Consider the following 21,929-nt stretch of genomic DNA (forward strand, 5'->3'; position numbering starts at 1 on the left):
GTAAAGACAATGGAACGCAGAAGTTTTCTAAAAATGAGTGCAGCCATGGGCTGTGCAGCAACGGTCACTGGCTGTAATTCAGGTTCTAGTGATGTGAATGTGGTGCCACCTAAGCCGCCAGTAGGTGATGAAGTACAAACTTGGTCATCTTGTTTGGTTAACTGTGGTTCAAATTGCCCCATCAAAGTATTTAGTCGTGATGGCATCATTACCCGTATTGAAGCTGATCATGAAACTAGCGATGAATACGGCAACCACCAGATCCGCGCCTGTGCCCGTGGACGTTCACTTCGCAGCCGAACTTACGCACTAGATCGCTTACGTACACCTATGAAGCGTGTTGGTAAGCGTGGAGAAGCTAAGTTTGTGCCAATATCATGGGATGAGGCTGCTTCAACGATTGCGAGTGAAATTCAGCGTATTGCAAGTAGTTACGGTAATAAGTCGATTTTGAAACACTACGGAACAGGGGCTTATTATGGATTTGCTAGCTCAGCGTGTTTTGATCGTGTGCTCAATCTGAATGGGGGATTCCTGAAGATTTATGGTAACTATTCTTGGGCACAACAAAATGAAGCGGCCGCAGCAACTGGGTTTGGTAGCACATCAGGTTCTTCTTTAACGGCGTTATATGATAGTGATCTGTTCCTCGGTATTGGCTACAACCCAAGTGAAATGCGTCAGAGTGGGTCGGGTGAAGGATATGATTTCTTAAAAGCGCTTGAGGCGAATGCGAACCTGGAAGTGATTATGGTGGACCCACGTTATACGGACTCAATGGCGGGTAAAGAAAGCCAATGGTTACCGATTAGACCAGGAACCGATGCGGCATTTGCAGAAGCGATTGCCTATGAAATGATTAGCTCTGGATGGGTTGATACGCATTCCAAGGCATTTTTAGATAAGTATTGCGTTGGATTTGACAAGGCCTCTCTTGAAAAACTTGTCGCTGAATTTACCGCAAGTGGCGATCCTAAAAAGACTCAATATTTGCCTTATATCGACGTTGAAGACAACTATCGCAACTACATTCTTGGTGAAGGTAAGTTTGTCGATAATGGCCCAAGAACCCCCGCTTGGGCAGCTAAAATTTGCGGAATATCAGAAGCAAATATTAAATCTGTCGCTAGCAAGATTATGAATGCTAAAGCACCGTTTATTGTGACTGGTGCAGGCGTAAACCGTCATGCTAATGGTGAACAAGCTATGCGTGCTTGCTATATGCTTTCGTTCCTAACCGGCAAAGTAGGGCAGCCAGGTGTTAGTAATGGCGCATTGCCTTATCAAGGCAGTTTAAACCGTGCAGGTATGAGCGGTGGTAATAATCCGGTTAAAGAATCCATTTCTTTCTTTACTTGGGCAGAAGCGATAGAGCGTGGCCATGAAATGACGGCGCGTAAAGATGGGATCCGTGGTACAGCTGATTTAGATACTCCACTTGGCGCAGATATTAAAGCGGTATTTGCGATTAACAGTAACGCATTAATTAACCAACATTCAGATTGTAACGGTACCGCTAAAATCCTCGAAGATGACACCAAATGTGAACTTATAGTCGTGTGTGATTGCTGGATGACACCGAGCGCACGTTATGCGGACATCTTACTACCAGATACCACTTGGTTAGAGTCGAATGACTTAGTCAATGATAGCTATGCATCCGGGATCATGGGTTATCTCGTTGCCATGAAGGCTGCCGTTAAGCCGATGTGGGAAAGCATTTCGATGTTTGAAATGGGACGCTTAATTGCTGCCAAAATGGGTAAAGAAGCGGAGTACACAGAAGGTAAAGATGAAGCCGCTTGGTTAGAGGAACTATACCAAAAGACTCGCACAAATAGCGCGAATACGGATGCACAACCTGCATTCCCTAACAGTTACGCTGAAGCGCAAAAGATTGGTGTGTTCCGTGCGTTTAGCAAGACGCCAGTACTTGCACTCGATAGCTATATCAATGGTGGTAAAGCGGTGAGTACACCATCCGGTAAGGTAGAGATCTACTCATTGTCGATGGCGCAAAAGGGTAAAGACTGGATCTTTAATCCTAATGTTAAAGGCGATTACATCACTGCAATCCCCATGTATCAACCCACATGGGAAGGCTACGACGATGAAGATACTAAGGATGATTATCCTCTGCAATTAATGGGTTATCACACCAAGGGGCGTACACACTCAAGTTATCATAACGTGCCATGGCTGCGCGAAGCCGCAGAAGATGCAGTATGGATGAACCCAACTGATGCCTTAGGTCGTGGTTTAAGAAGTGGCGATAAAGTACAGATGTGGAACGATCGTGGCACAGTTGAATTACCTGTACGGATTACCCCAAGGGTTGCCCCAGGTGTTGTGGCTTTAGGTCAGGGGGCTTGGTATCAGCCTGATATTGCTCGGATTGGAAGGAGCGGGCACCCAATTGATGTTGGTGGCTGTATTAATACGTTAACTCGTTACCAACCAAGCCCTTTCGCAAAGGGAAACCCACAACACACCAATCGCGTGCAGATCGTCAAGGCATAAGGGGTAGATGAAAATGACTCAACAAACACAATATGGTTTCTATTTCGATAGCAGCAAATGTACTGGCTGTAAAACCTGTCATATTGCCTGTAAGGATCGCATGACTGGCTTGGTTCGCGCAAAAGATGATGTGATGAATAATGGTGTCGCTAATTTGCCCGGTATTATTTGGCGCCGTGTTTATGAATATGGTGGTGGTAATTGGTCGCAAAACGTCGATGGTAGTTTTGAGCAAAATGTCTTTGCTTACTACATGTCTATTGGTTGTAACCATTGCAGTGAGCCTGTGTGTGTTAAAGCCTGTCCAACAGGTGCAATGCATAAGCGCCGTGAAGATGGATTAGTCCAAGTTGCCACTGAACTTTGTATTGGTTGTGAAAGTTGCGCGAGAGCCTGCCCATATGATGCTCCACAGCTAGATATTGAGCGTAAGGTGATGACTAAATGTGATGGTTGCAGCGATAGACTCGCGGAAGGTAAAAAGCCTATTTGCGTTGATTCTTGTCCTTTACGGGCACTCGACTTTGACACTATGGATAATTTACGAGCGAAATATGGAGAGGGTGATGGTCATATTGCCCCCTTACCATCGCCCTCAATTACTTCACCAAACTTGATTATTAAGGCCAATCGAAATGGTCAACCAGTTGGTGGTAGTGGGCAATTATTAAACCCCGCAGAAGTGTAATAGTGAAAATGGGGGGCTTAGTCCCCTCATTTTTCTTCGTTTGTAAAAGGAACACTATGTCAACAATCAACACGAATGATTACCAAACCTGGGGTGCAATGGCAAAAGTGCTACATAACATTTTGTACTCGTACCCTAATATGCCGTTACTGACACAATTTAAGCGAGATGAGTTAGCAACACAGTGGCCAGAGCTTGAACTCTCGATAGGTGAACAGTCAGGAAAAGCTTTGCTAAGTAGCTATTTGACTCAATGGCAGGATGATGAATCGCAATTAATCGAGCTTCAATTAGATTATGGGCAGCTATTTTTTGGCCCTGGCGATCCTAAAGCTGCCCCCTGGGGATCGGTATACACCAGTGAGGGGCAGTTACTGAATGAGGCTTCGACTCAAAATCTGGCTAGCTTTTATAACACCCATGGTATCGAGTTATCCCTGACGCGAAATGAACCCGTAGACCATTTAGGCTTGATTTTATTAGTGTTGCAATACTTGTTTGATGAATTAGCGTTAAACCCCAATGACACACAAAAGGTGAGAGTCTGCACGCTATTGTTGCAACAACATACTTTACCTTGGGCGGGGCGCTGTTTGGCATTAGCAGAGCTTCATGCAAAGACGGATTTTTATCGTGGCATATCTATGCTTGCTCAAGTGTTTTTTGCACATTTAGGTACGAAGTTTAACGTGATACCTCAAACCGTAAAACTCTATCGCTAAAGGTTAGTTCATGACGTTTGTGACAGCAGTGAGTCATCAATGGTTAAAAGCCCAGCTTGCCTACCGACTTCAATTGAGTTTGGCTGCTTGTGAAAATATTCACGACTTATGTTGTGGCGGTACGTCATTAGCGTCAGTCACTAATATTATGTCTGCGATTATTTTTATTGAAGGTCAGCCACAATGGTTAGTTCTCGATAAAACAATGAATGAGCAGAAACTACCGGATAATATTGTGCTACATTGCTTTTTTGAATGCTGTAGAGTTTTATTTATCAGAGAGTTATCACATCAATCTCTAAGTCAAGCGGAACAACTTATTTTCACTTTAGCTGAGGTTTGGCGGAGTAAATATATCAAGACACAAGAGGTTGATAGTGTTTCTGAATCCATTTGTTCAATGATTGAGCGTTTATCTAAACAGCTTATGATGCATCGTCTACAATTGCGCACAAATACCCGAAACATGGGGGGATTGTAATAGTTCAAAATCCATTGTTTGGATAATTCTTAAGCGGAGTCCGTCACCGTCAAATAGGTTATATTCTTTATCCCTTGGTTTTGCCGTTTTGATTTCTTTATCTGTTAGGCGAGTAGTGACAATGGTCATGATGGGTACACTGTAGTTTCGAAGTCAAGGCCGTGTACCCTCAGGTGTACCCAAAAATCAAAGCTGTAGTTGGAGGTAATTAGACGTTAATGTGCCGTAAGTCATTGATTTTGCGTTGTTCAAGGCAAGAAAAAAGACGTCCTGAGACGTCTTCGTTCTTATATTTGGTGGAGGCGGCGGGACTTGAACCCGCGTCCAGAAAACCTACATCCAAGGCGCTACATGCTTAGTCTTTCTATTGTTTAACCGTTTGAACTCCGAAAGACAGGATCCCAAACGGTGAGTCCGGTACTGTTTCGCGGTTCACCCCCGGACAGGGTTCCCTCGCTAGCACGATGTGAGATGACCATCAAATCCACTGCCCATGTGCGAAGCGTGTGGTAGATGGCTAGCGGCATTAAGCGGCTAGAGCGTAGTTATCGTCGTTTGCAACTATAACTTTGCGGCTTTTAACGAGGCCAACCGCCCCTCGGCATGCTCCCAGGGTTTCGTGAATCCTGTCGAATCCAGAATCGCCCCCAAGAAAGTTGATTGTAACTCGTAGCGTAAAGATAACCTAGTATCATTTGCTGCAAGTTCAATCGTTTGTTCATTATCCGCGCGTTTTTTCCTTTTTCATTACGCGGGCTTTTTCGACTTCCCATTCGCGCGCTTTAGTATCTTCACGCTTGTCGTGATCTTTTTTACCTTTACCTAGGCCGATTTCCACTTTGACCCAAGCCCCTTTACGCCAGTACATGGAGATAGGGATAATCGAGTAGCCTTGGCGTTCCACTAAACCTGCTAATTTGTCCAACTCTTTACGACTTAACAGTAATTTTTTGAGTCGTATAGGGTCGCACACCACATGGGTTGAAGCGGTATTGAGCGGAATAATGGTACAGCCGTGCATAAAGGCTTCGCCATTTTTTAAGAAGACGTAGCAGTCCGATAGGTTCACTTTGCCCATGCGGATAGACTTCACTTCCCATCCCATGAGGGACAGGCCTGCTTCCATTTTTTCTTCGAAACGGTATTCGAAGGTTGCGCGCTTATTACGTGCGATTGTCGCAGGCGCGGCTTTTTTTGAGTTTTTCTTTACCATAGTGGCGCCATTATACGCACGGTGAATCAATTTGAAATGGATATAAGGGTTTATTTGAGCTATTTCAAGCCCTCATTAGTTTGTTGCTGGTTTTTTATACGGTTTTGACTGTGTCATCATAGGGATGTGTGAGGGGTGCGTTTTTTAAGTATCGTGGTAGAATCCAAACCAATTTTGTTAGCTTCCCTAGAGATTAGGGCGCGCGGAGTTCGCTTGAGACAGCGTGTTTCCTTAGATTGAGAGTGCCAAGCTTTATGCCGCAAATTTCTCGAAGTGTGTTAGTTCGTTTTAGTGCGATGCAAATGTATGATTTAGTCAATGATGTTGAGTCGTACAAAGAGTTTTTACCCGGTTGTGTTGGCGGTGAAGTGCTTGAGTTTGATGGTAAAACTATGGTGGCTTCAGTCGATGTGAGTAAGGCGGGGATCCGTAAGACCTTTACCACGCGCAATCAGGTGGTGCCGGGAAAGAGTATCGAGTTAAGACTTGAAAATGGGCCTTTTAAACACTTATTCGGCCAGTGGCGTTTTACCGAGTTGACTGAAGATGCCTGTAAGGTGGAGTTCGATTTAAATTTCGAGTTTTCCAGCTCATTGGTCGATATGGCTTTTGGTAAAGTGTTTAATGATCTTATGGTGTCAATGGTGACGGCATTTACCAGCCGCGCTAAGGTAATTTACAGTGACAAATGAAGCAGATAAGTTCGTCGTCGATGTTATTTATGCGCTGCCGACTCAGCAGAAGGTGATTTCGGTTAGCGTATTGCCCGGCACGAGCGCGATTGACATAGTGCGTCAGAGCAATATGGTGAGTTTTTTCCCTGAGATTGATTTAGAAACGGTAAAGCTTGGGGTGTTTAGCAATGTGATTAAGCATGACCAAGAGATTTTACCTGGGCAGCGAGTGGAGATTTATCGCCCGTTGATTGCCGATCCTAAGGATGTGCGCCGTCGCCGTGCCGATAAGGCCAAGGATGAAGGTCGTGCCAATAAAGTGACCGGTGGACGGGTGTCTTAATCTGTCTGCAACACCAGCACACAAAAAAAGCGCCATGGGCGCTTTTTGTTTTTAAGGCAAGTGTTAAACCAGTGTACTTACTTGATTGGCTTTTGAACTTGCGCTTCGGTTTGATTTTCTTTCACTAATGGCTTTTCGTCAGGGCGCTGTGCTGGCACCTGCGGCGCAGATTCTGCGGTGTTTACCATTGGTAACTTACTCTGCTCAAGCGGCGTATTAAACTCTGGGCTTAATTCATAGTCGCCCTTCACTAAGCTTAATTTGTTGCCAGTAAAGTGCAGGATCAGTTCTTTGTGGGTAATGCTCGCATCACGGCCACTCTTATAGTGGTACACATAATACCAAGTGTCATCGGCAAAGCTGTCGCGCAATACTGGGCGACCAAGAATGTATTCGGCCTGCTCTTTGGTCATGTCGATACGCAACTTTTCAACCTGTTGCGGTTCCATGTAGTTGCCTTGCGGAATATCGGGCTTATAGATCAGCCAATCAAACACGCTACAGGCACTGAGCGAAACTGAGAGCGCAATGGCACTCAGCAGGGTAAGACTTTGCTTTTTATTGATCATTGTATGCGCTACTTCTGAAAATCTGGCGGCCATCATACCCAAGCACTCCCCCCTATGACAAGGGTAATTGGGCGTTGCGGCGCTTATCATTGCAATTGTGTGAGTTTTCGACCTAAGCGGCTGGCTTTAGTTCGCTGTGTGTGAAGATTTTTATAATGAACACTGATTTATGGGGATTGTTACCTGTATCGCTTTTTGTTTTATATGTACCGTGTAGGGCGGTAATTAGGTCAGAAAATTTTACCAAATGCAGTATTGTGCTGTGGCATTGTTAGCTAAATGTGGGTAGAGTTGTGAAAGTTTTTTGTTTTGATGATCTTAGCGATGATATTGGTTTTAGAGAGCGTTATTTCAGCGCTTGAATTTATGTATTAATCCGCCGAGATCGCCTTTTTAGGAGAGACCATTGGGATCACTCGTTTGTGTGGGTACGGGGTTACAGCTCGCGGGGCAAATTAGCGTATTAAGCCGCAGCTATATTGAACATGCCGATATTGTATTTTCACTCTTACCCGACGGTTTCTCGCAGCGTTGGTTGACGAAGCTCAATCCCAATGTCATCAATTTGCAGCAGTTTTATGCGCAAAATGGTGAAGTTAAAAATCGCCGAGACACCTACGAGCAAATGGTCAATGCCATTCTAGATGCGGTGAGAGCGGGTAAAAAAACCGTGTGTGCACTCTATGGTCATCCGGGCGTGTTTGCCTGTGTATCCCATATGGCTATCACTCGTGCCAAGGCAGAAGGGTTTTCAGCCAAGATGGAGCCGGGGATTTCGGCCGAAGCTTGCCTGTGGGCCGACTTAGGGATTGACCCTGGCAACTCCGGGCATCAAAGCTTTGAAGCTAGCCAGTTTATGTTTTTCAACCATGTGCCAGATCCCACCACCCACTTATTACTCTGGCAAATCGCGATTGCGGGCGAACATACCCTAACCCAATTTCATACCTCGAGTGATAGGTTGCAGATCCTCGTGGAGCAGTTAAATCAATGGTATCCCCTCGACCATGAGGTGGTCATCTACGAAGCGGCCAATTTGCCAATCCAAGCCCCGCGTATCGAGCGTTTACCTTTAGCGAATTTACCCCAAGCACACTTAACGCCGATTAGTACGTTGTTAATTCCGCCAGCAAAAAAGCTGGAGTACAACTATGCTATTTTGGCTAAGTTAGGGATCGGTCCCGAAGATTTGGGCTAAATTGAAGTGTGATACTGAGTCATTATTAACAATAAGGAGAAAACATGTTTGCATTATCGGATTTTTTTACCCAGTTAGGCCAAGATGCGCAGTTAATGGAAGATTATAAGCAGAATCCACAGGTGGTAATGCTTGCTTATGGTTTAAGTATTGATGAAATTACTGCTGTCATGACTGGGGATATGAAAAAACTCAAAAGTCTGAACGGAGATGGAGATTATCAATTCTTCGTGTTAGTTAACCATGGTAACCGTTCTGAATACCACGAAAATGTTATAAGTTCTGTTGACTCAAAGTTAAGTCTTTCTAGAGTCGCTATTATTTAAGCTAATAAAGGAATAAGCATGTCTGCATTATCGGATTTTTTTACCCAACTCAGTCAAGATGCGCTGTTAATGGAAGACTATAAACAGAATCCAGAGGCAGTGATGCGTGCCCATGGGTTAACTGATGTAGAAATTAATGCTGTAATGACTGGTGATATGGAAAAGCTCAAAACATTAAGTGGTGATAGTAGCTATCAATCTTACCTTGTTATTTCACATGGTAATGGTGATTAATTGAAGTTTTTTAGTGTTTTCATTTTGGCAATCTTGAGCATACTTTGTATGCCCTTGATTGCTTCAACTACAAATTATGATGAAACGCTAACTAAGATTGAAACATTACAACATTCTGACTTACCTGCTGCTATAAACCTAATTAAAACAATTGAATCTGAATTTGGTTCTATGTCTCGCTTACAGCAGGGACGAGTTTTGCTCTTTAAAGGTGCAGCTTCTATTTATTCAGGACAATATCAAACTGCTATTGAGTTGTTGGGCCAAGCAGAAGCCTTACTCAAAGACTCGGAAATGTTATTTTCTGCATATAGTTATGAGGCAACAGCCTATATTGCTCTGCATCATTTCAATGATGCATTTAAAGTGATGGGAAAGAGTCTTGGGCTAATTGACCGAATTGATGATATTAACCTTAAGCGCGCTTCATATTTGCGTTTGGCTAGTTTATATACTGCGATGGGGGTCACTGAAGAGGTTGCTAAATATGCAGCTAAAGCGCTTGCTCTCGCCTCTCCAAGTGATGTTAAAGATGTTTGTATATCTAAACTATATTTATCCGTTCATCAGTTAGAGTTAAAGTCTTATTCGCAAGCATTTGATGAATTTAAGTCTACTCGTAGTTATTGTGAATCCAGTGGTTACCCACTAATTGCGAATATTGCATTAAAAGGTATGGGAGAATCGAGTCTTAGATTGAATGAGCCACAGCTTGCTATCTCTTACTTATTAGATTCTCTAAAGGGGTATGAATCATTTAATTTTGAGCTGGAGATTAATAGCGTACATGAGTTGCTAAGTGAAGCTTATTTGTTGTTGCAAGATTCTACGAAAGCTGAGTTACATGCTCAATATGTTATGAATCTTGTGGATGATTCTAGCAATACAGAGCTTAAGCACGGTGCATCACGTGTACTTGCTAAGATTTATGCTCAAAAACAGCAATTTGAACAAGCCTATGAATACTCCAGAAAAGAGCAACATTATAATCAACTGATTTTTGATGAGTCGAGGATGAAAACCCTTGCTTATCAAGCGGCTAAGTTTAATGCCGATGAGCAGGCGCGTGAAATCAACTTGCTGAATAAAGAGCGTGAACTTTATATCGCCCAGCAAACGGTAAAAGAGCGTGAGTACACTAATATGCTGATGTTTATCACGATATTAGTGGGCGGGCTGTTTTTCCTCGCGATTTTGTTAGTCGTGGGCAATTTGCAAAAACGGCGTTTTATGCGCATGGCCAGAATGGATGCATTGACGGGCGTGCTTAACCGTGGTGCAGGGCAAGATCTTGGCGAAAATCTGTTTGTGCAAACCGCTGCCCGAGGGGGCGATTTTTGCGTGATTTTATTCGACTTAGATCATTTTAAACGGATTAATGATTCCTACGGCCATGGTACGGGTGACTGGGCGCTGAAAAAAGTCGTGGAAGTATTAAAACCCCATGTGCGCAATGGTGATGTGTTTGCCCGGATTGGCGGCGAAGAATTTGCGTTGTTTTTGCCCTATGCCAATGAGGAAAAGGGAATGGAAGTTGCCGAACAATGCCGAAGCCGAATCGAAGCCATTGATACGCATCTGTCGGGGCATAAATTTACTATCACCGCGAGCTTTGGGGTCAGCGGTATGACAACAGAAGACTTAAGCTTAGATCCTCTGCTGCACCGTGCCGATATGGCACTGTATGCCGCAAAATCCAATGGTCGTAACAGTGTATTCTGTTATGAGGACGCTTTAGCCTCCGATAAACGCGCCACCAATATTACCAGCCAGTTGGTAAGACCGTAGGGGGTAGAGTTGTATTGTCTGTGTAACTGACTGTTTAGGTTAATGTAACGCGGTTTTCTTCTTTCGCTTTTTCGCTTATTTCTTGCGTTTTCTCGATGATTTTTAGGTCAATTTTTCACACTTTTTCCTGCATAACTAGAGTATGATTGCCAGCGGTAGCCGAAGCTTTTTCGCTTAAGGTCATACCCCTATTTTTGCCTTTCGCTAACATTGTGGAGCCCTAATGGAAGAGTCGAGTCTGCTCACTTCTGTACTGTTATTTTTATTGGCCGCGGTGATTTTTGTACCCTTGGGCAAACGTTTTGGCGCAGGACCTATTCTGTCTTATCTCGCTGCTGGGGTGATTTTAGGGCCTGGCGGCATGGCGCTGGTGTCTGATCCCGCCGCCGTGCTGCATTTTGCCGAGCTTGGCGTGGTACTCATGTTGTTTGTGCTCGGGCTTGAACTCAATCCGAGCAAGTTATGGGAGCTGCGCAGCGCCATCTTTGGTCTCGGCAGTGGTCAGTTACTCCTTTCTTGGGCGGCAATTGGCGGTTTAGCTTGGGGATTTGGCTTATCCATTGAGGCAGCATTAGTGGTTGGCGCGGCGTTATCCTTGTCATCGACGGCTTTTGCGGTGCAGTTGATGAGCGAACATCGATTACTGACTACTCCGCTTGGCCGCGATGCCTTTGGGGTGTTGTTAATGCAAGATCTCGCCGTGATCCCCATGTTGCTATTAACCGCTTATCTTGCGCCTAATTCGGCCCAGATTGAGCATCATGCGGTGCCTTGGTATTGGACCTGTGTGGCCTTAGTGGGCTTTGTGTTGGTGGGAAAATACCTGTTACCGCGGGTACTTAAACTTGTTGCCAGCAGCGGGGTTCGTGAGGTGTTAACGGCCTTTGCACTATTGCTTGTCATGGGCAGCGCCGAATTGATGGAGTGGCTGGGGCTATCGGCGGGTATGGGGGCGTTTTTAGCCGGAATTATGCTGGCGAACTCCAGCTACCGACATCAGCTCGAAACCGATATCGAGCCTTTTAAGGGCTTACTGCTTGGGCTGTTTTTTATGGCGGTCGGCATGAGTATGGATCTCAAGCTGTTTTTAACCGATCCCTTACTTATCCTCGCAATTTTGCTGGGCATGTTACTGATTAAGACCCTCGTGCTGATGCTGCTTGGCCGTTTACGACACCATACATGGCGTCCGAGTATTGCACTTGGGCTTATCTTGGCTGAGGGCGGTGAGTTTGCCTTTGTGCTGTTATCGCAGGCGCAATTATCCAGCATAGTGGATGATAAAATCGCGCAAATCTTAGTGCTCGCCATCGGTTTATCCATGGCCGTCACGCCGATGATTTTCACGCTTTTTAGAGCCACTAAACCTAAGGTGGTGGATACACGTTTGCCCGATACCATTAATGTGACTGAATCTGAGGTGGTGATCGCCGGATTTGGGCGGGTAGGGCAGATCACTGGGCGGATTTTAGCGTCATCGGGCATTCCGTTTGTGGCCTTAGATAAGGATGCCAGCCATGTGGATGTGATCCGCAAATACGGTGGTGAGGTCTATTTTGGTGATGCAAGACGCTTAGATATGTTGATGTCTGCGGGGATTGCACGCTCGCGCCTGTTGCTGCTGGCCGTTGATAATGTTGAGGATTCGATTGAAATTGCCCAGCAGGTGAAAACCCATTTCCCCCATATCAATATTGTCGCTCGGGCACGTGACCGTAACCACGCCTATCGATTAATGAGCCTTGGGGTGACCGATGTGTTCCGTGAAACCTTTGGTTCGGCTTTGTCTGCCAGTGAGAAGATTTTGCAGGGCTTAGGTTTATCACAGGTGCAGGCCAATGAAAGGGTGAAGATTTTTGCCGAGCACGATAAAAAGCTGGTTATTGCCAGTGCAGCCCATCAACATGATTTAGCCAAGCTGATTGATTTATCCAATAAGGGGAAAGCTGAGTTGGAGTCGCTGATGCGTGGCGACCGGGAGAATGTCAGTTAAGTCTGCTGGCTAAAACAAACAAGAGAGCCGATGGGCTCTCTTGTTGTTTATCGGCTTAAGGAAACAGCTTAGAAGCTGTAGCTATATTGCAGCTTCACATTACGCTCTTCGCCTGGCATACCACCGAGGAACATCGCCTTGCTGTAATAATCTTTATTGAATAGGTTGTTGATATTCAATTGTAACTTCCAAGAGTCGGTGGCGTAGCTGATGGCAGAGTCCACTAAGGTATAGCTCGGCACATATCCATCAGGGATGCCAAAGTCTGTTGAGTGCGTGCTTCTATCATCCACATACTTGGCGCCTAAACTCAGCTCAATGGGGCTGGATAAGGCAAACCAGTCTGCACCATAGGTCACCCAAGCACTGGCGGTCACATAGGGTACCCCTTTTTGGCGGCTGTTGTAGGTTAAACTATTTGGGTTTTGTTTATCCCTTGCATCTTGGTACATGCCATTAAAGTTAACTCGCCACTGATCATTTAGCTGGGCATTAAGATCTAACTCGACCCCTTGGGTATCTTCGCTGCCATCGTAAAAGTACACGGGTACCTCGGCACCAGATACGCCAGCGTTATAGTCTGGGTTGTTGTAAGGCACATTAGTGCGTGAGCTTTTAAAGAACACCAATGATGCTAGCATCTGATCATCAAAGGCTTTAAAGCGCATACCGAGATCGTTACTGACGGATTCTGAGTCTTCGCGGTCGGTATTTTCCCCAGTGATTGAGCCTAAAATGCTATAGGCGGTGCGGCCCTTTGAGTGATTGACGAAAAACGATAAATCATCAATGGGCATATAGGTTAAGCCCAAGTTGTAGGTGACACCATTATCTTTACTATCTTCCTCAGGGGTTGGGCTCGTTTGACTCGCGCTGTAGCGCTCATCCAAGCCTAAGTGCTCATAACTCTGTTTGATTTCGTTAAAGGCCACGCCAACACGGGTGGTAAAGCCATAACCTAAATAACCCACATGTTGCACGCCTAAGCCCCAAGCGCTGACTTTTTTGTTGTAGTTGGCGGTTTTGAGTGGATCGTAGTCGGCAAATTTACCCGTTCCCCAGTTTGGATTGCGGATATCGTAAATATAGGGTAGCGAACCACGGTAAATCACTTCACCTTGTTTGTTTTTAATGACTTGATCTGCATCGTAAATTGAGAATTGCTCGAGGCGAATATCGCGGTCTTCGTAGTTAGCGTTCACCAGTAATTCGTTGTCGATATTGCCGATTTGGAAGTCGTAACGTAGATCGGCAAAATACTGCCATGAGGTTTCTTCGGCATCGAGTTGGCGGTATTCCTGACGTCTGGCGGCAAAGGGATAGAGCAAGCCATTTTCAACCAGTGGCGCGCGGGGATCCTGGTTAATCACATCAGTCGATACGCCACCAATCTTGATGTTTCGCTTCCAGTACACATAGTTGTAAGCCCCGGTTTGACGGGCAAAACCTGTGGTGTAGTCGCGATATTGCAACTGCTGATTAAGGAACAGATTATCGGTAAAGTAGATATTGTGGGTTAGCTTGAATCTTAATTCTTCACCTTCATTATCCTTTGCCATGGGAGAAATTAATCCCGCGTCACCAAAGGAATAAGGAGTTAAACCATCACCACTGGCGAGTGATGCCGCCAATTGCTGACGCTGCTCGTCGGTCAGTTGTATGCCCAGCCCTTTAGGATCGTTTATCAAATCTTGCCAAGTGACTTCGCTCGCGGTTTTGCCGCCGACTGAATCGGCATTGTAGATGCGAATTGGATGGCCGATGGAGTCAACGGCAATGGCGTCTTTGATATACGCGCCGGATAGCATCAGATCTTGGCTATCACTTAATACCCACTTGAGTGAGCCGAACACTTCATCGCGGTCGGCGCCTAAATCACGGTAGCCTTCACTGCGGGCGGTTTTGGCGACTAAACGATAAGCAAGATCATCGGTGATTCCACCCGTGCTGTCGATGGCGAGCGAGTAGGTATCCCATTGTCCAACTTCAGTGGTGAATTTGTGTTTGGACTCAAATTGCGGTTTCTTTTCAATCAGGTTGATCACACCGCCCGCGCTGCCCATGCCGTAGAGTCCTGTTGCTGGGCCTTTTAAGACCTCTACGGATTCCACATTGGTTAAAGAGCGAGTGGGGTTAAAGGTGTTACCAAGGCCAGCTCCGCCATACATGCCGTCATAGGTGTAGTTTGCGCCTAGACCGCGAATCACTAAGTTATCCCCAATGCCATAGTTATTGCCTGCTTGAGTCACCCCGCTGATATTACGAATTAAGTCTTGCAGATTGTCGACTCCTTGGCTGTTAATCAGCTCTTGGTCAACGATAACTACCGCCGCAGGGGTTTCCATCAAGGACATATCTGACTTAGTCGCAAGCCCAGAGTTTTTCACTACGGAGTTTTGTCTGCCGTATACCGTTATGCGTTCGATGTTTTGACCGCGAGCAGAAGGTGTGTCATCGGCAAAAGCGGTATGTGGTAAAGCACTGAGGCAGGCGAGTGCAATAAGTGATAAACGAAATATAGGTTGTGATACTGACATATAAAGTTCCCCCAAACAGAATGGTCGCGAATGATAATGATTTTCATAACCATTGCAACCTTTGATTGATAGGTCTTGGGAGTTAAATGTTTGTCATCTTTACGTATGATTAACGGTTTGTGGATTAATCCTGTGGTGAGTTTTGCCGCCACTAGGCGCGCAACTTGAAGCCACTCTTAGCCAGATTTCTAATTTGTTTCATTTTTTTTATAAAAAAGTGATTTATTTTTTGGGTTAACCACATCGACTCTGCTTTTTGATCGAGAAACATAACCCGTGATCCCTATCACTCTCATCCTATCCTAATTACTGTTTACGTAAACGTAACATTTAAACGAGTGTTTAAATTTGTGTGGTGTTTCAATTTTGTTAACTTGTTGTTTTTGTTGGTTTTACTCGCTTTCCTTAAGGTGGAGTTCAAAACGCTGTCTGTTTTCTACTTAGGTCGAATAAGGTAAAAGTGGTGTATATATTAATTTTCATTGTGTAATTTAATTACGTATAAAATTACAATGCGCTTAAAGTGGTAAAGTTGTCAGACAAATTTCACCACTACCAAAATAGTAATTATCGCTTTAATATAAAATTATTCTAAATCAAACATTTATATTTGAAAAATCACTTTGGTCAGACCAATTTTGTCATGGTTTTTGGTCAATTTTTTTAGCTGTTATGACACTTTTGGATAGTTGCAAATACAAATGTTTGTCTGTAAGTTTTGGTTCTAAACGAACATTTGAATGTTTTGCGGTGAATGTTTGTACATGTTACCCATGTCTTTACTGGTAATGAGTCGTAAACGAGCAAGAGTTTTGCCTCTTGGGAGGGTGAGAAGATGACGGAACAAACTTTAAGTGAGCAGCAATTGAATTCGGCACAGAATAAGACCACTGCGAATGGCGCGCTGACCATAGTGGGAAATACTATCCCTGGCCAAGAAGTGATTTTTACCGAAGGTGCGCTGGCGTTGCTTGAGTCACTTTGCCGGGAATTTGCAACTGAAGTGCCCACCTTACTCGCCAAACGTAAAGACAGACAGACGCGTATCGATAAAGGGACTTTGCCAGACTTTTTACCTGAAACTCGCGCTATTCGTGACGGCGCATGGAAGATCCGCGGCATTCCGAATGACTTACTCGATCGCCGTGTCGAAATCACCGGTCCCGTCGAACGTAAGATGGTGATCAATGCACTTAATGCCAATGCCAAAGTGTTTATGGCGGATTTTGAAGACTCCTTAGCACCGAGCTGGCAGAAAGTCGTGGAAGGTCAGATTAACCTGCGTGATGCCGTGCGCGGTGAGATTGAGTACACAGCGCCTGAAACCGGTAAACACTACAAGTTAGGCCCAAATCCTGCGGTATTAATCTGCCGTGTGCGTGGCCTGCACTTAAAAGAGAAGCACGTTGAATTTAACCAGCAGTCCATTCCTGGCGCGTTATTCGACTTTGCGATGTACTTTTACCATAACTATCGCCAATTGCTGGCGAAGGGCAGTGGTCCTTACTTCTATATTCCTAAACTCGAGAGCCATATTGAAGCGCGTTGGTGGGCAAAAGTGTTTGCTTTTGTTGAAGAAAGATTTTGCCTACAGCCTGGCACAATCAAATGTACTTGTTTGATTGAGACCTTACCCGCAGTGTTTGAAATGGACGAAATTCTCTATGAATTACGCTCAAACATTGTCGCGCTGAACTGTGGTCGTTGGGATTATATCTTCAGCTATATCAAAACATTAAAGCGTCATAGCGACCGTGTATTACCGGATCGCCAAGCGGTGACCATGGATACGCCTTTCTTAAGCGCCTATTCAAGACTGCTGATCAAAACCTGCCATAAACGTGGCGCACTGGCGATGGGCGGCATGGCGGCCTTTATTCCTGCGAAGGATCCCGCTCAGAACGAAACCGTGTTGCAACGGGTACGTAAGGACAAAGAGCTTGAGGCTCGCAATGGTCATGATGGGACTTGGGTCGCTCACCCAGGTCTTGCGGATACGGCAATGGGGATCTTTAACGAATACATAGGCCAAGATCATCAAAATCAATTGCATATCACCCGTGATGTGGATGCACCGATCCTCGCCGCAGAGTTATTAAAACCCTGTGATGGTGAGCGTACAGAACAAGGGATGCGCCTGAATATTCGCATCGCTCTGCAATACCTTGAGGCGTGGATTAGTGGCAACGGTTGTGTGCCGATTTATGGATTAATGGAAGATGCGGCAACCGCTGAAATCTCCCGCGCCTCGATTTGGCAATGGATCCAACATGGCAAGTCACTCTCCAACGGCAAACCTGTCACGAAACAATTGTTTAAAGACATGCTGGTGGAAGAGTTAGCAAACGTGAAAAAAGAAGTGGGCGGTGACAGATTCACTCACGGCAAATTTACCCAAGCGGCGGTATTGCTTGAGGATATTACCACTTCGGATGAGTTGGTCGACTTCTTAACCTTACCCGGTTACGAGATGCTAACTGCTTAATTATAAATGCGTTAACACTTAATGCGTCCTATGGAATGCGTTATGGCGGTGAAACCGTCAATTAAACCAATGGGCAGGGTGACGCGGTGGGGCAGCGTCACTTGCTACAACATCATACAGAAAGGAGTGACACTATGACTAAGGCAACACAGACTTCACGTCAGGCGCAGATTGACGCGATCAAAAAAGATTGGGCAGAGAATCCACGTTGGAAAAATGTTCGTCGCCCATACACTGCAGAAGAAGTCGTGGCACTTCGTGGTTCAATTGTTCCAGAGAACACCATTGCCAAACGCGGCGCTGCTAAACTGTGGGATCTCGTCAACGGTGGCGCAAAAAAAGGTTATGTGAACTCGTTAGGCGCACTGACTGGCGGCCAAGCGGTACAACAGGCTAAAGCTGGTATCGAAGCGATTTATCTGTCTGGTTGGCAAGTGGCTGCCGACGCTAACTTAGCGGGCACTATGTACCCAGACCAATCGTTATACCCAGCTAACTCGGTTCCAGCGGTCGTTTCACGTATTAACAACTCTTTCCGCCGTGCTGACCAAATCCAGTGGAGCAATGGGGTTAATCCGGAAGATGAAAACTTTGTCGATTATTTCCTACCCATTATTGCCGATGCGGAAGCCGGTTTTGGTGGCGTACTGAATGCGTTCGAGTTGATGAAGTCAATGATCGACGCAGGCGCCGCCGGTGTGCACTTTGAAGACCAATTAGCGTCAGTGAAAAAGTGCGGCCACATGGGCGGTAAAGTATTAGTGCCAACCCAAGAAGCTGTACAAAAACTGGTTGCAGCACGTCTGGCTGCCGACGTAAGCGGTGTTGAAACCTTAGTTATCGCTCGTACCGATGCGAACGCGGCGGATTTATTGACCTCTGATTGCGATCCGTACGATCGTGACTTTGTGACTGGCGAGCGTACCAATGAAGGTTTCTACCGCGTAAAAGCGGGTCTGGACCAAGCGATTTCTCGCGGTCTAGCCTACGCACCTTATGCGGATTTAATTTGGTGTGAAACCGCTAAGCCTGACTTAGAAGAAGCACGCCGCTTTGCTGAGGCAATCCATGCTCAGTACCCAGACCAATTGCTGGCCTACAACTGTTCACCTTCGTTCAACTGGAAGAAAAACTTGGACGACGCGACGATTGCCCGTTTCCAACAAGCGCTATCGGACATGGGCTACAAGTACCAATTCATCACTTTAGCGGGTATCCACAACATGTGGTACAACATGTTTGACCTAGCTTACGACTACGCTCGTGGTGAAGGTATGAAGCATTATGTTGAGAAAGTTCAAGAAGTTGAGTTTGCGGCAGCGAAGAAAGGTTACACCTTCGTGGCGCATCAACAGGAAGTGGGCACAGGTTATTTCGACCAAGTGACTACGGTTATCCAAGGTGGTCATTCATCAGTGACTGCGCTGACTGGCTCGACTGAAGAAGAGCAGTTTTAAGCGAAGTCTGTTGTATCGCGAATAGGTTCTACCCGTAAGATGTTGTACCCGTAAACCCTGTGTTTAGCTGCATTGCAGCTGTTGTCCCCCGTGCAGTTCGCCTACATGTGCTGCACGGGTTTTTAAGTCAACTCTTGTGACTTAACTTCCCACCCAGTCAATACTTTGCTTGCCTGTGCTTGGCGACTCTCTGAGTCGCTATTTTTTTATCTAATTGATTATTCTGGTGCAACTCTGACTCGAGTTGGTGCAATTTTTTAACCGTTTTACAAAGACTTAATGCTATCTCATTGTTATTCAATGGCTATTTATCTTGGCCTAAATAATGCTGTGAATTGGCCGTAAAACTTAGCATTCACAGTGAGGTCACCGTCATGAAATATTACAGTCGTCGTTTAGTCAAACCTGAACATTTAAATCCTGCAAATACCCTATTTGGCGGCCAGTTATTGAGTTGGATTGACGAGGAGGCGGCTATCTTTGCTGCATGCCAGATGAAAAGCACCAGCCATGTGACTAAGCTGATTTCTGAAATCAATTTTATGACGCCGGCGCGCCAAGGGGATGTGTTGGAATTTGGTTTGGAGCTTGTCAGCCTTGGGCACAGCTCCATTACGGTCAGTTGCCAAGTACGTAATAAGATGACGCAGGCGCCTGTGGTGAGTATCGATAAGATGGTGTTTGTAAATGTGAATTCGCAGGGATTACCGGTTCCCCATGGTATTCGTGCTAATGCGGCCTAAGGATTGAGCCCCGATAAAGCAGAGTGACGCACGGGCGTCACTCTGAGTCTTTAGTAAGATCTTCTTTGACCGATTTCACCGCATCCCTAGAAGCATGACCAATGGCTTTGGTGGTGTCGCGGGTGGCATGACCAATCTCTTTGGTGACATCCTTAGTGGTGGTGCCGATAGCGCGCCCCGCATCCTTTAAATCGGCGCAGGCCGTGGTGACAAGTAGCAATGGCAGTATGAGGAGTGTTGCTTTTTTCATGGTTATTCATCCTGAAAACTAACGGTTGCCTCGCAAGATACCAAATAGTTACGCAAAACGCCTTAATAATCTTGCTAATGCAATTTGAGATGGGGATGAATAATGCGACTAATACCTTTAGCAAACATTAAAAGGCTGCCTTTTACCACACCGTGCAGTTCAATTAAATGTCGCCGATAGAGAGAAGTGTAAACAAAGCGAGCGATTTTACCTTCGACCATCACTCCACCGCCGATAAATGACAGCAAGTTGCCCACAGTATGAAACTTCGACAAGTTAACAAGCGACCCAAGATCTTTATAAACATACTGATGACGGGCGTCTTGTCCTGCAAGCAGTAGCATAATATTGTCGGCCGTCATGAGTGCCATTTGTCGTGCAGATTGCCCCCTTGGTGGAACAAAAGTACCGTTGGGTTGTGGGCAAGCAGCACAGTCACCAATTGCAAAAATATGCGGATCGCGGCTGGTTTGCATATTCTGTTTTACCACCAACTGGTTAATATGGTTGGTTTCTAGTCCACCAATTTCCTTCAGAAAATCCGGTGCCTTTACCCCTGTAGACCAGATCACTAAATCGGCGGGGATCATCTGCCCATCTGTTGTGGTCAACCCCGTTTCATCCACCTGATTAATGCGTGTTTCAGTCATGACCTTAACGCCGAGCGCGGCTAATTCTTTGGTCACTGAATCTGAAATTTCGCGCTTTTCTACTTTAGGTAAAATCCGTTTATCAGCTTCAATGAGGGTGACCTCCAAAAGACGTGAATCGATGTTATAGCCAAATCCGCGCAACTGATCCACGGCATGGTGCATTTCCGCAGACATTTCTACTCCAGTGGCCCCTGCACCTACAACAGCAATTTTAATTTTATCGGCCAGCAGGCTATGGCTGGCATAACGGAGAAACTTATTCAGCAAAATTTTGCGGATTGCCATTGCTTGCTCTGTATTATCAAGAAATTGGCAATGTTCACGTACGCCTGGAATGTTAAAGTCATTAGCGATACTGCCAATGGCGACCACTAAATAGTCATAATCAATATGACGAGATGGGAGTAGTACATCACCTTTATCATCACAAATCGCAGACAGCACTACTTGTTTGTTTTGTCTATCGATATCCGTCATAGCGCCCTGTTGAAAGTGATAGCCATGGGCGGCTGCATGGCTTCGATAGCTTAAAGCGTCGATACCAACATCGAGTGCGCCAGTCGCAACCTCATGCAGTAGTGGCTTCCAAATATGGCTTTCAGCACAATCGATTAACGTTATCTTTGCTTTTCCTTTGCGCCCCAGTTTGTGGCCTAATTTTGTCGCAATCTCCATCCCGCCAGCACCACCACCCACGATAACAATGTTTGCTATAGCCATGCCGCTTATTCCTATTCGTTGTGTTGTTAGATTGTGCAGAGGGTAAGGTTGTGAAACAAAATATTAACCTTAGCTTTATGTCTCAAGCAATGAGGCCATATGTTGGGAAGTGAGTCAGGAATAATGATTATTTATTGATTTTATTAGTCTTATTTTTTTATGGGGGTTGAGTGTATGATTATGCTGATCGCAAATTGTGATATGTGTCGTGTCACTTTTTGGTGAAATGTGCGCTGGCTCACCTGCTTGTGTCGGGAGAGTTCTTTGAACTGAAACGCTTTATGCCGCTTGTGAGCACCATCGTCATCAGTTAACTAAATCCTAGGGCGCATTGA

18 protein-coding genes, 1 other RNA gene and 1 pseudogene are annotated in these 21,929 nt (G+C 45.4%); 14 read left to right on the plus strand and 6 right to left on the minus strand.

The features are described 5' to 3' along the window. Nucleotides 1-9 precede the first annotated feature (9 nt). From SHEWPOL2_RS01945 to SHEWPOL2_RS01960, 4 genes are read left to right on the plus strand one after another with little or no spacing between them, the layout of a single operon-like run. Nucleotides 10-2,520: a DMSO/selenate family reductase complex A subunit gene (locus SHEWPOL2_RS01945; protein WP_037425520.1), complete on the plus strand. Its 2,511-nt coding sequence runs from the start codon at nt 10-12 to the stop codon at nt 2,518-2,520. 13 nt (nt 2,521-2,533) lie between these two features. Continuing rightward, nucleotides 2,534-3,208, plus strand: coding sequence for a DMSO/selenate family reductase complex B subunit (locus tag SHEWPOL2_RS01950; RefSeq protein WP_037425569.1), 675 nt, complete (start codon nt 2,534-2,536; stop codon nt 3,206-3,208). A 56-nt stretch (nt 3,209-3,264) separates the two neighbouring features. Then, entirely contained in the window at nt 3,265-3,930 is a 666-nt protein-coding gene (locus tag SHEWPOL2_RS01955; protein ID WP_037425523.1) for a molecular chaperone TorD family protein, read from the plus strand. A gap of 10 nt (nt 3,931-3,940) precedes the next feature. Beyond that, a complete protein-coding gene (locus SHEWPOL2_RS01960; protein ID WP_037425527.1) occupies nt 3,941-4,411 on the plus strand; it encodes a hypothetical protein in 471 nt (156 codons plus the stop codon). A 294-nt stretch (nt 4,412-4,705) separates the two neighbouring features. On the opposite strand, the gene ssrA is transcribed toward SHEWPOL2_RS01960, so the two are convergent. After that, nucleotides 4,706-5,060: a transfer-messenger RNA gene (gene ssrA, locus SHEWPOL2_RS22345) on the minus strand. A gap of 72 nt (nt 5,061-5,132) precedes the next feature. After that, nucleotides 5,133-5,624 carry an SsrA-binding protein SmpB gene (gene smpB, locus SHEWPOL2_RS01965; protein WP_011071661.1) on the minus strand — a complete coding sequence of 164 codons (492 nt, stop codon included), beginning with the start codon at nt 5,622-5,624 and terminating at the stop codon, nt 5,133-5,135. 254 nt (nt 5,625-5,878) lie between these two features. On the opposite strand from smpB, the gene SHEWPOL2_RS01970 reads away from it, so the two are divergent. Then, a complete protein-coding gene (locus tag SHEWPOL2_RS01970; RefSeq protein ID WP_037425530.1) occupies nt 5,879-6,316 on the plus strand; it encodes a type II toxin-antitoxin system RatA family toxin in 438 nt (145 codons plus the stop codon). Next, the gene (locus SHEWPOL2_RS01975; protein ID WP_037425533.1) at nt 6,306-6,641 is read left to right on the plus strand and encodes an RnfH family protein; all 336 of its coding nucleotides are present in this window, start codon (nt 6,306-6,308) and stop codon (nt 6,639-6,641) included. The genes SHEWPOL2_RS01970 and SHEWPOL2_RS01975 overlap by 11 nt, the downstream gene beginning before the upstream one ends. 77 nt (nt 6,642-6,718) lie before the next feature. On the opposite strand, the gene bamE is transcribed toward SHEWPOL2_RS01975, so the two are convergent. Then, nucleotides 6,719-7,210, minus strand: a complete 492-nt coding sequence (gene bamE, locus SHEWPOL2_RS01980) for an outer membrane protein assembly factor BamE (RefSeq protein WP_037416135.1) — start codon at nt 7,208-7,210, stop codon at nt 6,719-6,721. 406 nt (nt 7,211-7,616) lie between these two features. Between bamE and SHEWPOL2_RS01985 the strand changes: the two genes are divergently transcribed. The 5 genes and pseudogenes from SHEWPOL2_RS01985 to SHEWPOL2_RS02005 all read left to right on the plus strand — a co-directional run bounded on the left by SHEWPOL2_RS01985 (nt 7,617) and on the right by SHEWPOL2_RS02005 (nt 12,749). Further along, entirely contained in the window at nt 7,617-8,408 is a 792-nt protein-coding gene (locus SHEWPOL2_RS01985) for an SAM-dependent methyltransferase (protein WP_037425536.1), read from the plus strand. A gap of 44 nt (nt 8,409-8,452) precedes the next feature. Next, a pseudogene (locus SHEWPOL2_RS01990) lies at nt 8,453-8,659 on the plus strand (hypothetical protein); the annotation flags it as partial. Between the two features lie 93 nt (nt 8,660-8,752). Continuing rightward, a complete protein-coding gene (locus tag SHEWPOL2_RS01995; protein ID WP_037425540.1) occupies nt 8,753-8,968 on the plus strand; it encodes a hypothetical protein in 216 nt (71 codons plus the stop codon). A 48-nt stretch (nt 8,969-9,016) separates the two neighbouring features. Continuing rightward, nucleotides 9,017-10,756, plus strand: coding sequence for a GGDEF domain-containing protein (locus SHEWPOL2_RS02000; RefSeq protein ID WP_037425542.1), 1,740 nt, complete (start codon nt 9,017-9,019; stop codon nt 10,754-10,756). Between the two features lie 223 nt (nt 10,757-10,979). Continuing rightward, on the plus strand, nt 10,980-12,749 hold the full coding sequence (locus SHEWPOL2_RS02005; protein WP_037425544.1) for a monovalent cation:proton antiporter-2 (CPA2) family protein: 1,770 nt from the start codon (nt 10,980-10,982) through the stop codon (nt 12,747-12,749). Between the two features lie 68 nt (nt 12,750-12,817). Here SHEWPOL2_RS02005 and SHEWPOL2_RS02010 read toward each other — a convergent pair whose 3' ends face one another. Beyond that, nucleotides 12,818-15,286 (minus strand): TonB-dependent receptor, encoded by a 2,469-nt coding sequence (locus SHEWPOL2_RS02010; protein WP_037425546.1) that lies wholly within the window; start codon nt 15,284-15,286, stop codon nt 12,818-12,820. 835 nt (nt 15,287-16,121) lie between these two features. On the opposite strand from SHEWPOL2_RS02010, the gene aceB reads away from it, so the two are divergent. The 3 genes from aceB to SHEWPOL2_RS02025 all read left to right on the plus strand — a co-directional run bounded on the left by aceB (nt 16,122) and on the right by SHEWPOL2_RS02025 (nt 19,971). Beyond that, a complete protein-coding gene (gene aceB, locus SHEWPOL2_RS02015) occupies nt 16,122-17,771 on the plus strand; it encodes a malate synthase A (protein WP_037416006.1) in 1,650 nt (549 codons plus the stop codon). A gap of 134 nt (nt 17,772-17,905) precedes the next feature. Further along, a complete protein-coding gene (gene aceA, locus SHEWPOL2_RS02020; protein ID WP_037425548.1) occupies nt 17,906-19,228 on the plus strand; it encodes an isocitrate lyase in 1,323 nt (440 codons plus the stop codon). A 374-nt stretch (nt 19,229-19,602) separates the two neighbouring features. Next, entirely contained in the window at nt 19,603-19,971 is a 369-nt protein-coding gene (locus SHEWPOL2_RS02025; RefSeq protein ID WP_037416011.1) for a hotdog domain-containing protein, read from the plus strand. Between the two features lie 37 nt (nt 19,972-20,008). Here the strand turns inward: SHEWPOL2_RS02025 and SHEWPOL2_RS02030 are convergent, their stop codons facing one another. Together SHEWPOL2_RS02030 and SHEWPOL2_RS02035 are read right to left on the minus strand one after the other, a co-directional pair. Continuing rightward, entirely contained in the window at nt 20,009-20,221 is a 213-nt protein-coding gene (locus SHEWPOL2_RS02030) for a hypothetical protein (protein WP_037425550.1), read from the minus strand. A 74-nt stretch (nt 20,222-20,295) separates the two neighbouring features. After that, the gene (locus SHEWPOL2_RS02035) at nt 20,296-21,594 is read right to left on the minus strand and encodes an NAD(P)/FAD-dependent oxidoreductase (protein ID WP_037416017.1); all 1,299 of its coding nucleotides are present in this window, start codon (nt 21,592-21,594) and stop codon (nt 20,296-20,298) included. Nucleotides 21,595-21,929: the final 335 nt, after the last annotated feature.

The sequence above is a fragment of the Shewanella sp. POL2 genome, assembly GCF_000282755.1.
Classification (GTDB): domain Bacteria; phylum Pseudomonadota; class Gammaproteobacteria; order Enterobacterales; family Shewanellaceae; genus Shewanella; species Shewanella xiamenensis.